Origin of the sequence: Polaromonas sp. (assembly GCF_030682935.1) — a bacterium.
Lineage (GTDB): Bacteria > Pseudomonadota > Gammaproteobacteria > Burkholderiales > Burkholderiaceae_C > Polaromonas.
The window spans coordinates 1-13,922 of sequence record NZ_JAUXNA010000069.1 but is presented as its reverse complement, the minus strand read 5'-3'; the positions used below and the strand labels follow the sequence as shown (position 1 = coordinate 13,922).

Genomic DNA, 13,922 nt, shown 5'->3' with positions numbered 1-13,922 from the left:
GGCGGCGGCGAGATCGGCAGCGCCCAGTATTTCCAGGCGCTGGCGGCCCGTGCCGTTCCTGATGTGCGCATGAACCCGCTGCTGCTCAAGCCCGAAAAAGACACGCAAAGCCAGGTTGTGCTGATGGGCCAGGTCAACGCTGAACTCTCGCGCATGGAATGGCGAAGCCGCAGTCTGTCGGTCTGGCCGGTGGTGGCGCAGGCGCTGGACGAGCTGCTGGCTGAGAACGACGTGGTGGTGATCGAAGGCGCCGGCTCGCCGGCCGAGATCAACCTCAAGTCCTGCGACATCGTCAACATGCGTGTGGCGTTGCATGCCAACGCCGCCTGCCTGCTGGTGACCGACATCGACCGGGGCGGCGCGTTTGCCCATCTCTACGGCACCTGGGCCATGCTCGACAAGGCCGAGCAACAATTGATCAAAGGCTTTGTGCTCAACAAGTTCCGGGGCGACGCCACGCTGCTCGCGCCCGGCCCGCAGATGCTGCAGGACCTGACCGGCGTGCCGACGGTCGCCACGCTGCCGATGTGGTGGCAGCACGGCTTGCCGGAAGAAGACGGTGTGTTTGATATGGCCCCCACGTTCGGCACTGGCGTGTCCTCTCTGCCCCCCGAGGGGGCTGAACTTGCTAGGGGCGGCCCGTCGCTGCGTTCGCGTCCGCCGGTGATTGCCGTCATCGCCTACCCGCGCATCAGCAACCTCGATGAATTCCAGCCGCTGAAAAACGTGCCCGGCGTGCGTTTGAAATGGGTGCGCAGCCCGTCCGAACTGGCTGGCTTGGGAGAGGCGGACTGGATCATCCTGCCTGGCTCCAAGGCCACCAACGCCGACCTGGCCTGGCTGCGCGCGCAAGGGCTGGACCAGGCGATTGCCTTTCACGCCGGGCGGGGCGGGGCGGTGCTGGGCATTTGCGGCGGCCTGCAGATGCTGGGCGAAGCGCTGATCGACCCGCACGGCATAGACGGCAACGGCCCCGGCCTGGGGTTGCTGCCGGTGGTTACTGTGTTTGACGAAGCCAAAACCGTGCAGCACCGGCAGGCCGCGTTTTCAACGCTGCGCGGGCTGTGGGCTGGCCTTTCAGATATTGAGGTGCAGGGCTACGAAATCCACCACGGCCAGACCGCACCGCATTCGGCGATGGCCGCTGCGGGCGACATCGCCTACCCGGTCATGCCCGAAGGCCTGGCCTGGCAAAACGGTGCCGGCAATGTGCTGGGCCTGTATTTGCACGGGATGTTTGAAGACCCGCGCGTGCTGCAGGCGCTGTTTGGCGCGGCCACGCCGACGCTGGACTCGGTGTTTGACGGGCTGGCCGACTACATCGGCCAGCATTTTGAGCCGGGCGTGCTGCAGTCGCTGATAGCTTGAGGCGTGCTGAACGGCGCTATTTGAGCGCCCGCTTCAGCGGCCCGAAGCAGGCCTGCAGCGATTCCTCCTTGCAGACAATCAGTTGGTCTTTCTTGGGGCTGAACTGAACGAAGCGGGTCACCGGCTCCCCCGTCGCCTCGTGCAGGTCGCCCGAGCAGTCGGGCTTGGCGTTGGACTGGGTGACGGTCTCCGTCAGCCGGTAAAAGCCCAGCAGGCTGGGCATGGCCGAGACGTCGTAGCGGCTTTGCGTGACTTCTTCGCCGCTGCTGCCTTGCCGCGTGCCGTTGGTGCCGGCACTGTAGGCCAGTGTTTCCGCGCAGGACTTGCCCGGCAGTGTCCAGGCCCAGCGTCCCGCGAGGGGGTGCTGCGCCGTTGCTGCTGAGGGCGCGTTTGAAGGCGGTTTAGGCGGCAGAGGCCCGGCTGCCTGCGCAGCGGCCACACTGCAGAGCAGGGCGGCAAGGATGATTTTTAACAAGGCGGGGCTCCAGGGGTTGCGCGCGGGCGAGAGCAGGCATTATTAAACGCATGCACTGCGGCGACAGGTTCCATTTGTGACAATTCTTGTAGCTACTAACGCTTGCGATTTAATTGCTGCGTCGTTTGTTGATGGCCTTTAGCTTTGGGTGCTTCTCTGTTGGTTTGAGGGGTGAGCGCCTGCCCGGCGGGGGGTAACTTTCTTTTCTGGCAAAAAAGAAAATAACCAAAGAAAGTTGCCTTGGGGCGGGAGCGGGTTAGAGCTGAACGCTCTGACGGGCCATCGCTTCGCTGGGCCCTGGGTTCCTTGATTGGCAGCCGGCTGGCGTGCCGGAGGCTGGCTGGTTCTACCGCTCGTTCGCCAACAGCTTCACGCTCTGCTTGATCTGCTTGGCTTGCGCTGCGCGCGTCGCTTTTTGTTGTTTGCTGTTTGCTTTCAGCTACGCCATTTTTTTCTCCCTTACTTGCGGGGTGCAGGCTGGTGGGTCAGAGGGTGTGGAACAACGATTGTCTTTTTCACTGTTCGCTGTCAGCCCCGGCCCTGCGTGACCGAGTAAAAAGGCAAGAAACCGCCAACAGTGCTTGAGGCACAAAAGGTAACTACTCAGCGTCCCCGATTTACGCCTTCCCGCCTTTGGGGGAAGGTTGGGATGGGGGCTTTTTCAGGGGTCGCCCAGGCTTGGCAAGCCCAGCCGCTATTTCCAGAGTCCACCACGAACCGAACAGCGGCTGCCCGGCAACGCCTGCCAGCCCCCATCCCAGCCTTCCCCCAGCGGGGGAAGGAGCCCTGCAAATTCGGGGACATGGGTGGCCTGAGTAGTTATCAATTCTTAAAAAAATAGGCCTCCAGCGCAACAGGCGAGGGCGCTGATAGCTATGAATAGCATAGCATTCGAGCGTCTGGCATAGCGCCAGCCCGTATACTGCCTGCGCAGCAAGCGGCACCCGCGCGCCGCGCCAATAGCCAGCGCCGCGTTACACGCTGCCCCCCCTGTTTGAACCATGGATTGCACGTGACTACCGCTTCATCCCCTCTTTCTCCGGAAACGCGCCGCTCCATTTTGCTGCTGTCGTTTGCCACGTTTTCCAGCATGGCGGCGCAGCGCATTTGCGACGCCATGCTGCCCGAACTGTCGCGCGTTTTTTCCGTCAGCCTGGCGCAGGCGGCGCAGGTGGTGTCGGTGTTTGCCATCACCTACGGGGCGGCGCAGCTGGTGTTTGGCCCGCTCGGTGACCGGCTGGGCAAGTTCCGCGTCATCACCTTTGCCGCGCTGGGGTGCAGCATCGGCAGCGTCCTGGCGGTCTTTGCCACCAGCCTGGACATGCTGGTGCTGGCGCGGCTGGTGACGGCGCTGGGCGCGGCGGCCTTGATTCCGCTGTCGATGGCCTGGGTCGGTGACACGGTGCCGTCGGACCAGTTGCAGGAAACGCTGGCGCGGATTGGCGTGGGCACCACGCTGGGCATTGTGGGCGGCCAGCTGATGGGCGGCGTGCTGACCGATGCGCTGGGCTGGCGCTGGGCTTTTGCATTCATGACGCTGCTGTTCGCGGTGGTGGGTCTGCTGCTGTTGGCCGATTTTCGCCGGCAGCAGGCCGCGTCGCCAGTTCCGATCAAGCCCAGCCCGCTGGCGACGCAGCCGCGCTTTTTGAATCAGGCACTGCGCATCATCACCGGCCGCTGGTCACGCGTGGTGCTGCTGATGGCGCTGGTGGAGGGCGCGGTGGGCTTTGGCGTGCTGGCCATGTGGGCTTCGCACCTGCACCGGTCGCTGGGCCTGTCGCTTTCGATGGCGGGGGCCATCGTGGCGCTGTTTGGCATGGGCGGCATGCTGTACATGGCCGTGAGCCGCCACCTGATCCGCCGTTTTGGGCAGCAGGGGCTGGTGTCCATTGGCGGGGCCATGGTGGGCGTGTGCGCGCTGGTGCTGGCCTATACGCCGCACTGGCTGCCCGCCGTGCCGGCCAGCCTGTTGGCCGGTTTTGGTTTCTTCATGTTCCACAACACCATGCAGGCCAACGCCACGCAGATGGCGCCCGAAGCGCGCGGCACGGCGGTGTCGCTGTTTGCCTCGTGCCTTTTCCTCGGTCAGTCGCTGGGTGTCGTTATGGCTGCTGCTCTGATTGACCGCATCGGCACCAGTGCCGTGATCGCGTTGGGCGGTGGGGCGATGGCGCTGGAGGGGCTTTACTTTGCCTGGGCGCTGCGGCGGCGCGATGCGCGGGGCTGAACATCAAACGCTGCCCTCCAAGGCTGCGACCGCTTCCCACGCGCCCAGTGCATAAACATGTTTGTCCCGCAGGCCCTGCACGCCTTCGGTCCATGCCGCCAGCATGCCCCGGCCCATGTCGGTGAAAGCGGGGTGCTTTTTCATGGCCTCAAACACCTGCGGCGCAACATCGGCCACGGCGTCGCAGACGGCCTCGGCCATCAGGGCTTGCTCCTTGGGCGCAATGCCGAAGGCGGTGGCGATGAATTTCTGCATGTTTCTGCCAGGCGTCCACGTTTTTTTGCCCATGAAGGCCAGTGCGGGCAAGTCGTCTTCCATGCCTGCGTAAACCCGGGTGGTCAGCATGCCGCAGGCGGGCGCAGCCTGTACATCGACGGGCGATGTGTAACGCAAGGCCAGCGTGCGGGCATGGCAGCTGGCGTTGCGCAGCGCGTAGCTCAGCAGCAAGCTGGTGGCCAAGTGGCGAAAGGCTTCGCCCCGGCGGCTGCCGGGCACATGGTCGCGCACGGCCTGGGCTATTTGCTCCCAGCTGGTGTCGTGCTTGGTGGCGGGGTGCAGTCCCAGCAACACGCCAAAATCTTCCACGCCCCAGTGGGGCTGGCCCTGCGCGTCCAGGTCAAAGCGGTGCACGATGAGGGTTTGGCCGTCGTCTGAAATATCGGTGTGGGCGGTCAGCATCACGCGGCTGGCCACCTGTGCGCACAAGTGCGCATTAAGCGCAGCAAAGGGCGGCTGCGGGGCAGGCTCGGGCTCGCAGCCCCTTGGCCGCACCGCCACCTGCACCCGGCCCGGCGTACCGCCGACCGCGAACGGCCAGTGCACGGCGTCGTCCAGCACATAGGGTTCGGTGCGCACGGGCAGGGTAAGCGAGACAAAGTCGCCCGGCGCGGTGCCGGCATGGTAGGTCAGCACGCTTTTAAGGCCGGCCGCTTGCTCTAGTGCGGCCACGTCGCGGCCCAGGACGTAAACAGGAAATTTCATGATGTGGGCTGTAGTTGCGGGCGCGGGGCTGCGCTTTGGGGGGGAATGGTTGGATCCATCCAGTTTTTGTAAAAAATCACTTGATCTGGCAGCCCACGACTGTAAGTGCATTCCCGGCCTTGAGCCTCCCATCAACCGCCCACAAGCCGCGCGCGTCTTCCGGGTGCTTACGCTACCGTCCTACACTCCCGGGATGCGCGCACTACTAGAATCCCCCATGATGAAAATGGCCTTGGCCCGTGCCAAACCCCTTGCTGCTGAAGTGCTTCGCCGCCTGCGGCACCCGACCCGGCGCGGTATCGCCCTGTCGCTGGCCGCAGTGCCGGTGCTGTTGCTTCTCTACGTCCTGGTCCTGATTCCGTTCACGCCCAGCATTGGCGACCTCCGAAAAGCCAAGATCGAAAAGCCCGCCACGGTGCTCTCGGCCGACGGCAAGGAGCTGGCCGTGTTCAAGCGCGCCAACCGCGACTGGGTCAAGCTCGCCGACATCTCCCCCAGCGTGGTGGACGCGCTGATCTCCACCGAGGACCACCGGTTCTTTACGCACCATGGCATTGACTTCAAGCGCACAGCCTCGGCGGCGCTGCACACCTTTTCGGGTGACCGGCAGGGCGGCTCGACCATCACGCAGCAACTCGCCCGCAACCTGTTTCCCGAGGAGGTCGGCCGGGCGCCAACGCTGACGCGCAAGATCAAGGAAGCCATCACGGCCCTGAAGATCGAGGCCGTCTATACCAAGAAGGAGATCCTGGAGACCTACCTCAATACGGTGCCTTTTCTGTATAACGCCTTCGGCATTGAAATGGCGGCCCGTACCTATTTTGACAAGTCGGCCGACAAGCTCGACGTGCTTGAAAGCGCCACGCTGATCGGCATGCTCAAGGGCACCAGCTACTACAACCCGGTGCTCAACCCGGAGCGCTCGGTGGAGCGCCGCAACATTGTTCTGAGCCAGATGGTCAAGCACGACAAGCTGAAAGCCGCACGGTATGAGGTGCTGAAGAAAAGGCCGCTCAAGGTCGAATTTGAGCGGCAGACCGAGTTGCTGGGCCCGGCGCCCCACTTTACCCAGCAGCTGCGCCGGTGGCTGATTGATTGGGCCGACCGCAATGGCTACAACATCTTTGCCGACGGCCTGGTGGTGCGCACCACCATCGACTTCCGGCTGCAAAAACTCGCCAACGAGGCCGTGGTCCGCCAGGGTGACAGGCTGCAAGGCGTGGCCAGCCAGGAGTGGGGCCCGAGGGCCTGGGCTGCCAAAAAGAGCCTGCTGCAGGCCTTTGTGCGTGAGAGCAGCGAATACAAGGCGGCCAGGGAGCCGGGCTTGAGTGACGAGCAGGCCCTGAAGCAGGTGCAGGCCGACCCCGCGTTCCTGGGTAAATTGCGGCAGGACAAAACCCGGCTGCAGGCCGGCTTCGTGGCGCTGGACCCGCGCAATGGCCATGTCATGGCTTGGGTCGGCAGCCGCGGATTTTCCCAGGACCAGTTCGACCATGTCCAGCAGGCGCGCCGCCAGCCCGGCTCCACCTTCAAGCCCTTTGTCTACGGCGCCGCCTTTGAGCAGGGCACGCTTCCCACCGACACGTTTGTGGACGAGGCCGTCGAGATTGCGCTGGGCGGCGGTGCCGTCTGGCGGCCCACCGACTCCGGCGCGCCCAGCGGCGTACCCATGAGCCTGCGGGACGGTCTGGTGTATTCCAAAAACACCATCACCGCCCAGGTCATGCAAAGCGTCGGCCCGGCCAAGGTGGCCAAGCTGGCCCAGGCCATGGGTGTGCGGCAAAGCAAGCTGGAGCAGGTGCCTTCTCTGGCGCTGGGCACCAGCCCGGTGACCCTGAAGGAAATGGTGTCGGCCTACAGCACCATCGCCAACAGCGGCAACTACATCGAGCCCATGCTGGTCACGCGGATTGAAGACAGGAATGGCCGGGTGCTGGAGCAGTTTGAGGCCAAGGCGCCAGAGCAAGCCATATCGACAGCCGCCGCGCACACCCTGCTCGACGTGATGCGCGGCGTCATCGACCGGGGCACCGGCGGCGGCATTCGCAGCCGGTATGGCATTCAGGCCGATGTGGCGGGCAAGACCGGCACCACCCAGGACAACACCGACGGCTGGTTCATCCTGATGCATCCGCACCTGGTGGCGGGCGCCTGGGTGGGATTTAACGACAACCGCGTGACCCTGAGCGACTATTGGGGCCAGGGCGCGCGCAGCGCGTTGCCCATCGTGGGCGACTTTTTTCAGCAGTCCTTGCGGTCGCGGGTGGTCGACCAGAACGCGCGCTTTGACGCGCCGCGTCTGGTGAGGGCGCCAGACCCGACACCTGTGGAAGAGCCCGAGGCTGAAACGATGTTGCCGTCCGAAGAGGCTCCGCCATCGCTGCAGGACGCCCAGCCCGCATTCCGCCAGGACAACTACCAGACCTTTCCGGCCAATCCCACCTATCCGCAGGCTGAGCCTGCGCCGCAAAACCTGTATTTGCCGCCCGTCCCGCAGGCGCCGGATCGCGCCGGCAACGGCCAGTGATTCGGCGGGGCGCCTTGTCGCACCGGTTGCACGGCAGGCGGCGATCCCCGCATAAACTGGCAGGCTAACTTCAGGAGTTCCCTTTCATGCTTACCCTTTGCGGCTTTCCCATTTCCAATTACTACAACAAGGTGAAGCTGGCGTTGCTTGAAAAAGGCGTACCGTTCAATGAAGAAATGGTGCCCGTTTACAGCACGCACGATGCGGTGTTGGCGGCCTCACCGCTGGCCAAAATCCCCTACATCCACACGCCGCAGGGCGGACTGTGCGAAAGCCAGGCGATCATGGAATACATTGAGGCAGCCTACCCGCAGCCGCCGCTGTTGCCCGCCGACCCGTTTGCCGCCGCCAAGGTGCGCGAGCTGATCACCTTCATCGACTTGCACCTGGAACTGGTGGCGCGCGAGCTGTACCCGCAGGCCTTTTTTGGCGGCACGGTGAGCGAGTCCACCCAGGCCCGCGTGCGCAAGCAGCTGGAAAAAAACATTGCCGCTTTCAAACAGCTGGCCCAGTTTTCGCCTTATGTGGCCGGCGACATGTTTACCCAAGCGGATTGCGCCGCCTTTGCCAGCCTGCCGCTGGTGGGCATGGCCAGCCGGGCCGTGCTGGGCGAAGACCTGTTGCTGGCGGCGGGCGTGGACTACAAGCCTTACATCAAGCTGATGGGCGAGCGGCCTTCGGTGCAAAAGGTGGTGGCCGACCGCAAGGCGGCGCAGGAAAACGCCAAGGCCAGGGCCTAACATCATCCGCTATAAAATACATAGCTGCCTGCTACCGTATTTATTGGGCTAAAGCCCTATTTCGTTCTAAAAAATAGGTGAACTCAAGGGCCGGGCCCGCCGGCCTGCACCTTCACTGGCGGGCCGTTTGCGAGGCCACCAGCATCGGCGATTCGCGGTAGACCTCGGGCCGCATGACTTTCGGGCCGCCTGCGTAGCCCGACACCGCGTTCAGCACGCCTTGGGTATGCTGAAACACCGCTTGCACGCCCCAAAAGCAGCCACCGGCAAAAACCACTGTTTCGTGCGCGCCGGCACGTTAGGATCTCACCTTCAACCAAGGAGGCCTTATGCGCCAGCGCATCCGCGAAGAACAAGCATCCGTTGCACTGTACTGGGATTTTGAAAACCTGCATGCCAGCCTGGCCGAGGCCCGGCAAGAGGGCGCCTACAGCAAGCAGGACAACCGTTTCAAGGTGCAGGAGCCGCTGATTGACGTGCAGGCGGTGGTGGAACTGGCGGCCTCGTTCGGCCCGACTGCCATCAACCGCGCCTACTGCAACTGGCAGTATTTCAGCCGCTACCGCGACGCGCTGCTGCAATGCGCGGTCGAGCTGATCCAGCTGTTTCCGCCCGGCGGCTCCGCAAAAAATGGCGCCGACATCAAGCTGTGCCTGGACGCCATGGAAGACCTGGGCCGCTTTGGCCATATTGGCACCGTCATCATTGTGGGCGGCGACAGCGACTTCATGCCGGTGTCGCAAAAGGTCAAGGCGGCAGGCCGCACCCTGGTCGGCATCGGGGCGCGCAAAAACACCAACCGGCACTGGGCCAAGAGCTGTCACGAGTTCTGCTACTACGAAAGTCTGGTGGAAAGTCCGGCGGCGACCTCAGCCCTGGCGGCCGAGGCCGACCCGGCCGCGGAACTCTTCAAGCGTGCGACTCGCTTGTTGGCCCAAACCCAGGGCGATGCGTGGGTCAGCCAGTCGGCCGTCTGGCACATGATCAAGCGCCTGGATTCGACCTTTGACCCCCAGGAACACGGCCACGCCAATTTTTTGGCGATGCGCAAGGCCTTCGAGGCTTGGGTGGAGGCCAAGGACGGGGCATCCGGGACACTGGTGCGGCTGCGTTAGTTGCTACTGATTAAATAGCTGCATGCACCCGTTCTGATTGGGCCAGAGACCTTTTTGATGCTTAAACACCTGAAAGATCGTCAGCAACCGGCCACTCGCTGAACGGGAAGGGCAGCGACTCGGAAGCAAAACTTTCAAAATCGGCAATCTGGGCCAGGTAGCGGCCCAGGCTTCGGCCAAAAAACTTCAGCCGGGCGTTGGCCGAGTCGGTGGCCAGCATCAGTACCCCCTGGAGCACGGCCACAAACAGCAGCAGCAGCGAGGCGGCCAGCTGGAAGGCGGCTGCCAGCAGCAGCAGCCGCACCCCCAGCTTGCGCGGTGCGGGCACGGTCAACCCGTTCATCGCCTTCTCCTCGTTTCTCTAGCGGGCCACCAGCACCGGCACCTGCGATTCGGCCACGACCTTGGCCGCCACGCTGCCCAGCATCAGCCGGGCAAGGCCACTGCGACCGTGCGAGCCCACCACGATCAGGTCCGCGCCTTCGTCTTTGGCGGTTTGCACAATGCCGGCTGACGCCGTGACGTTTTCGACCATGCGCAATTGCAGGTCCACGGCCGCACCCTCGCTGCACAGGGCCGACACCTTGGCGTGGGCTTGGGCGGCGTGCTCCTGGGCCGCCGCCATGTAGGCCTGAAAGCCCATCGGATTGGCTTCACCGATGCTCATGTACGGGTAGGGGTCAATCACGAACAGCGCCGTCAGTTTTACGCCCTGCGCGCGCGCCATGCCAATGGCCAGTTGCGCGGCGTGTTCGGAGGCGGCGGAGCCGTCGGTGGCCAACAATATGTGCTTGAACATGCTTGTCTTTCTTTGTAGTTGTGGGGTGATGGACTTGTTCATTATGGTGCGGCCTGCGGCCTGCGCGCGCAGCGTTTATTGATGTGCGTCAAACCTGCAGCAAGATGGGACCGCTACATTCAAAAACAGCGATGCTCGCAAGCTGAAAGGCGCAGCCGCTAACCAGGGCGGACCCACATGATCGTTAATCACACCATCCATCAGCGCGCCAATCCATCCAATGAAAAATCGGCGAGCCTTGACGTTCCACTGGCTGGCTTTTCGCAATGTCACCTGGGCATTCTTTCGCAGCTGCAGGCTTTTGAACAACTGCCTGCGCTGCAGGCCGCCGCAGCCCAGGCATGTACGGTTGCCCACCATACGCTGGATTTGTTCAAGTTCGCGGTAGGTGGGCATCACGCCGACGAGGAAAACGAGCTGTTTCCGGCCGTGCTGCGCAGCGCCACCCCGGGCGCCGAGGCGCAACGCGTCCAGGCCATGGTGCAGCGCCTGACGGCGGAGCACCGCGAGATCGAATCGTGCTGGAAAAAGCTGGCCCCGGCGGTCAAGGCCGCCGCCCAGTCCCGGCCCGGCGACCTCGATCCGGCGGCGGTGCACGACCTGGTGCAGCGCTACACGGCGCATGCGCTGTTTGAAGAGCAGGAGTTCTTGCCGCTGGCCGAAACCATTTTGTCGCGCAATGGCAACCACATGGCGGCACTGGGCCTGTCACTTCATTTGCGGCATGCGCCGCAGGTGGTGGGGCATGTTTAGCGGGCCGATGAGTGCTATATAAACAATAGCTGCTTGTGCTCGTGGTTATTGGGCTAGATGCCTATTTTTCTTCTGCTCGTGGGGCGCCATGCATTCAGGGCGTTTGTCCCGCCTGGTAATGGGCGCAAATCGCGTCAACCAAAGACTGCGCATAGGCGGGCAGCGCCTCGCGCTCCCGCACCAGCACGTAGCGCTCGCGCACGCTCCAGGCATCGACCAGTTCAATCAGTGCCAGATTCATGCTGTGCTGGTTGCGCCGCGCCGCGCTCTCGGGCACGATGCCGACCCCCACGCCCGCGCCAATCATGCGGCACATGGCGTCAAAGCTGCTCAGTTGAACGCGCAGTTTCAGTGGCTTGCCCAGCTTGTCGGTGACCTGGGCCAGAAAGGTCTGCAGCGTGCTGCCTTGATGCATGCCCACGGCGTCTTCGTCCAGGGTGTCGGCAAAGGCGATGCGCCGGCGCTTGGCCAGGCGGTGCTGGCGCGACGTGACAAGCACCAGCCGGTCGGTGCTGAAATGAATGGCCTGCAGGCTCAGCGTGTCGACATGGCCGGCCACGATGCCGATGTCGGCGCGCCCGTCGAGCACGCCGCGGGCAATTTCAGGATTCGGTTTTTCCTGAAGGTCCACGTTGACATTCGGGTTGGCTGACAAAAAGCCCGGCAGGATTTCGGGCAGAAAATCCGTCACGGCCGTGGTGTTGGCGAATACCCGGACATGGCCGCGCAGACCGCCGCCATATTCCTGCAAATCGGTGCGCAGCTGCTCGGTCTGGCGCAGTACGCCGCGTGCGTGGTGCAAAAAAGCTTCGCCGGGGGGCGTCAGGCGCACGCCGCGCGCTTCGCGGTAGAAAAGAGGCAGGCCGGTTTGCACTTCCAGCGCCTTGATGCGCGCGCTTGCGGCCGCCAGCGACAGGTGCTGGCGCCGCGCCGCGCGCGTCAGGTTGCATTCTTCGGCGCTCAGCACAAACAGGCGCAGGTCGGTCAGGTCAAATTGCATGGCGCAATGCTAGCCCAAAGCGGGACAAGTGTTCGGTTTTAACGAAGGCTTGGTTCTGAAATTGTAGATTGCGGCGGGCCCGAAAAGCCGCGATCATGCCAGCCATGACCCTCAATACCGACGTCCGCACGCTGGACCCCGCGACCCTGGCCCACCTGCAAAGCTGGGTCGGCAAGACCGAAACCCTGAACGACGACATCACCGCCGCGCCGCTGCGCGGGCTGTCGGCCACGCTGGACCGCGATGACCCGTCGCCGCTGCCGGGCACGGCGCTGCCGCCGCTGTGGCACTGGCTGTATTTTGTGCCGCAGCCTCGCCAGCGCGAAATCGGCCCCGACGGCCACGCCAAGCGGGGCGGTTTTCTGCCGCCTGTGCCTTTGCCGCGCCGCATGTGGGCCGGGGGGCGCTTGCAGTGGTTCCAGGCGAATCCCCTCGTGGTGGGCGATGCCGTCAAGCGCATTTCGCGCATTGAATCGGTCACGCACAAGGCCGGCCGCAGCGGCGACTTGCTGTTTGTGCTGGTGAAGCACGAAGTCCACAACGCCAGGGGCCTGGCGCTGAGCGAGGAGCACGACATCGTTTACCGCGCCGCAGCCCAGCCCGGCGACCCTGTGCCGCAGCCGGTGGCAGCCGAACAAGGCGCCGCCTGGCAGCGCGCAGTGGTGCCCAATGACGTGCTGCTGTTTCGCTACTCGGCGCTGACCTTCAACGGCCACCGCATCCATTACGACCGCAAGTACGTGACCGAGGTGGAAGGCTACCCGGGCCTGATCGTGCACGGCCCGCTGATTGCCACGCTGCTGGTCGATTTGGTGCGCGTCCATGCGCCGGGCGCTTTCATCAAGGCCTTCAATTTCAAGGCGGTGCGGCCCACGTTTGACCTGCACCCGTTCAAGCTGCACGGCCAGCCCTCCGGGGACGGCAAAACCGTGCGCCTGTGGGCCGAAGACCACGAAGGCTGGCTCACCATGCAGGCGACCGCCGAGCTGGCCTGATTTATTTCTCCTATTCAAAAGCTGTTCATGATCAAAACCACCCCCGACAAATACCAGGACATCCGCGACGCGGTACGCGCGCTGTGTGCCGAGTTTCCCGATGAATACCACCGCAAGATCGACACGGCGCGCGCCTACCCCGAAGCCTTTGTCGATGCGCTGACGAAGGCCGGCTGGCTGGCCGCGCTGATCCCGACCGAATACGGCGGCTCCGGGCTGGGTCTGGCCGAAGCGTCGGTGATCATGGAAGAGATCAACCGCAGCGGCGGCAACGCGGGCGCCTGCCATGGCCAGATGTACAACATGGGCACGCTGCTGCGCCACGGCTCCACGGCGCAAAAAGAGCTCTATTTGCCGCGTATTGCCAGCGGCGAATGGCGTCTGCAGTCGATGGGCGTGACCGAGCCCAGCACCGGCACCGACACCACCAAGATCAAGACCAGCGCCGTCAAAAAAGGCGACCGCTACGTCATCAACGGCCAGAAGGTCTGGATCTCGCGCGTGCAGCATTCCGACTGGATGATTGTGCTGGCCCGCACCACGCCGCTGGCCGACGTGAAGAAAAAGAGCGAAGGTATGTCGATCTTCATGGTCGACCTGCGCCAGGCCGAAAAATCCGGCATGACGGTCCGGCCCATTCCCAACATGGTCAACCACGAGACCAACGAGCTGTTTTTCGAAAACCTCGAAATCCCCGAGGAAAACCTGATTGGCCAGGAAGGCCAGGGCTTCAAATACATCCTGGACGGCCTGAACGCCGAGCGCACGCTGATTGCCGCCGAGTGCATTGGCGACGGTTACTGGTTCATCGACCGCGTGACCAAGTATGTGAGCGAACGCGTGGTGTTTGGCCGCCCGATCGGGCTAAACCAGGGCGTGCAGTTCCCGATTGCCGAATGCTATATTGAAGTCGAAGCCGCCTACCTGATGCGTTTCAGGGCC

General features: G+C 63.6%; 13 protein-coding genes and 1 pseudogene. 8 read left to right on the top strand and 6 right to left on the bottom strand.

Annotation, left to right across the window (positions count from 1 at the left end; genetic code table 11):
• Positions 1-63: 63 nt before the first annotated feature.
• Positions 64-1,368, top strand: coding sequence for a cobyric acid synthase (locus Q8K05_RS02660; RefSeq protein ID WP_370868759.1), 1,305 nt, complete (start codon positions 64-66; stop codon positions 1,366-1,368).
• A gap of 16 nt (positions 1,369-1,384) precedes the next feature.
• Here Q8K05_RS02660 and Q8K05_RS02655 read toward each other — a convergent pair whose 3' ends face one another.
• Positions 1,385-1,843: a hypothetical protein gene (locus Q8K05_RS02655; RefSeq protein WP_305244991.1), complete on the bottom strand. Its 459-nt coding sequence runs from the start codon at positions 1,841-1,843 to the stop codon at positions 1,385-1,387.
• 1,012 nt (positions 1,844-2,855) lie between these two features.
• Here Q8K05_RS02655 and Q8K05_RS02650 point away from each other — a divergent pair.
• On the top strand, positions 2,856-4,070 hold the full coding sequence (locus Q8K05_RS02650) for an MFS transporter (RefSeq protein ID WP_305244990.1): 1,215 nt from the start codon (positions 2,856-2,858) through the stop codon (positions 4,068-4,070).
• 3 nt (positions 4,071-4,073) lie between these two features.
• On the opposite strand, the gene Q8K05_RS02645 is transcribed toward Q8K05_RS02650, so the two are convergent.
• Entirely contained in the window at positions 4,074-5,051 is a 978-nt protein-coding gene (locus Q8K05_RS02645) for a HipA domain-containing protein (RefSeq protein ID WP_305244989.1), read from the bottom strand.
• Positions 5,052-5,244: 193 nt separating this feature from the next.
• Between Q8K05_RS02645 and Q8K05_RS02640 the strand changes: the two genes are divergently transcribed.
• Complete coding sequence (locus Q8K05_RS02640) at positions 5,245-7,578, top strand: penicillin-binding protein 1A (RefSeq protein WP_370868758.1); 2,334 nt, start codon at positions 5,245-5,247, stop codon at positions 7,576-7,578.
• Between the two features lie 86 nt (positions 7,579-7,664).
• Complete coding sequence (locus Q8K05_RS02635; RefSeq protein WP_305244988.1) at positions 7,665-8,318, top strand: glutathione S-transferase; 654 nt, start codon at positions 7,665-7,667, stop codon at positions 8,316-8,318.
• 184 nt (positions 8,319-8,502) lie between these two features.
• Here Q8K05_RS02635 and Q8K05_RS02630 read toward each other — a convergent pair.
• Positions 8,503-8,601 (bottom strand): annotated as a pseudogene (locus Q8K05_RS02630) (peptide-methionine (S)-S-oxide reductase); the annotation flags it as partial.
• Between the two features lie 46 nt (positions 8,602-8,647).
• Between Q8K05_RS02630 and Q8K05_RS02625 the strand changes: the two are divergent.
• Complete coding sequence (locus tag Q8K05_RS02625; RefSeq protein WP_305244987.1) at positions 8,648-9,433, top strand: NYN domain-containing protein; 786 nt, start codon at positions 8,648-8,650, stop codon at positions 9,431-9,433.
• Between the two features lie 61 nt (positions 9,434-9,494).
• Here the strand turns inward: Q8K05_RS02625 and Q8K05_RS02620 are convergent, their stop codons facing one another.
• Positions 9,495-9,776, bottom strand: coding sequence for a DUF4389 domain-containing protein (locus tag Q8K05_RS02620; RefSeq protein WP_305244986.1), 282 nt, complete (start codon positions 9,774-9,776; stop codon positions 9,495-9,497).
• Between the two features lie 18 nt (positions 9,777-9,794).
• Positions 9,795-10,232, bottom strand: coding sequence for a universal stress protein (locus tag Q8K05_RS02615; RefSeq protein ID WP_305244985.1), 438 nt, complete (start codon positions 10,230-10,232; stop codon positions 9,795-9,797).
• A 177-nt stretch (positions 10,233-10,409) separates the two neighbouring features.
• Here Q8K05_RS02615 and Q8K05_RS02610 point away from each other — a divergent pair, with 177 nt between their 5' ends.
• The gene (locus Q8K05_RS02610; protein WP_305244984.1) at positions 10,410-10,985 is read left to right on the top strand and encodes a hemerythrin domain-containing protein; all 576 of its coding nucleotides are present in this window, start codon (positions 10,410-10,412) and stop codon (positions 10,983-10,985) included.
• 94 nt (positions 10,986-11,079) lie between these two features.
• On the opposite strand, the gene Q8K05_RS02605 is transcribed toward Q8K05_RS02610, so the two are convergent.
• Positions 11,080-11,985 (bottom strand): LysR family transcriptional regulator, encoded by a 906-nt coding sequence (locus tag Q8K05_RS02605; protein ID WP_305244983.1) that lies wholly within the window; start codon positions 11,983-11,985, stop codon positions 11,080-11,082.
• Positions 11,986-12,089: 104 nt separating this feature from the next.
• Between Q8K05_RS02605 and Q8K05_RS02600 the strand changes: the two genes are divergently transcribed.
• Positions 12,090-12,980 carry a MaoC family dehydratase N-terminal domain-containing protein gene (locus Q8K05_RS02600; protein WP_305244982.1) on the top strand — a complete coding sequence of 297 codons (891 nt, stop codon included), beginning with the start codon at positions 12,090-12,092 and terminating at the stop codon, positions 12,978-12,980.
• Between the two features lie 27 nt (positions 12,981-13,007).
• Positions 13,008-13,922, top strand: a 915-nt coding sequence (locus tag Q8K05_RS02595) for an acyl-CoA dehydrogenase family protein (protein WP_305244981.1), incomplete at its 3' end; no start/stop codon positions are given.

Coding starts and splice junctions, on each gene's coding strand:
- Q8K05_RS02635 (WP_305244988.1), top strand. CDS start 7,665: ATGCTTACCCTTTGCGGCTTTCCCATTTCCAATTACTACAACAAGGTG.
- Q8K05_RS02610 (WP_305244984.1), top strand. CDS start 10,410: ATGATCGTTAATCACACCATCCATCAGCGCGCCAATCCATCCAATGAA.
- Q8K05_RS02620 (WP_305244986.1), bottom strand. CDS start 9,776: ATGAACGGGTTGACCGTGCCCGCACCGCGCAAGCTGGGGGTGCGGCTG.
- Q8K05_RS02640 (WP_370868758.1), top strand. CDS start 5,245: ATGCGCGCACTACTAGAATCCCCCATGATGAAAATGGCCTTGGCCCGT.
- Q8K05_RS02615 (WP_305244985.1), bottom strand. CDS start 10,232: ATGTTCAAGCACATATTGTTGGCCACCGACGGCTCCGCCGCCTCCGAA.
- Q8K05_RS02625 (WP_305244987.1), top strand. CDS start 8,648: ATGCGCCAGCGCATCCGCGAAGAACAAGCATCCGTTGCACTGTACTGG.
- Q8K05_RS02600 (WP_305244982.1), top strand. CDS start 12,090: ATGACCCTCAATACCGACGTCCGCACGCTGGACCCCGCGACCCTGGCC.
- Q8K05_RS02605 (WP_305244983.1), bottom strand. CDS start 11,985: ATGCAATTTGACCTGACCGACCTGCGCCTGTTTGTGCTGAGCGCCGAA.
- Q8K05_RS02645 (WP_305244989.1), bottom strand. CDS start 5,051: ATGAAATTTCCTGTTTACGTCCTGGGCCGCGACGTGGCCGCACTAGAG.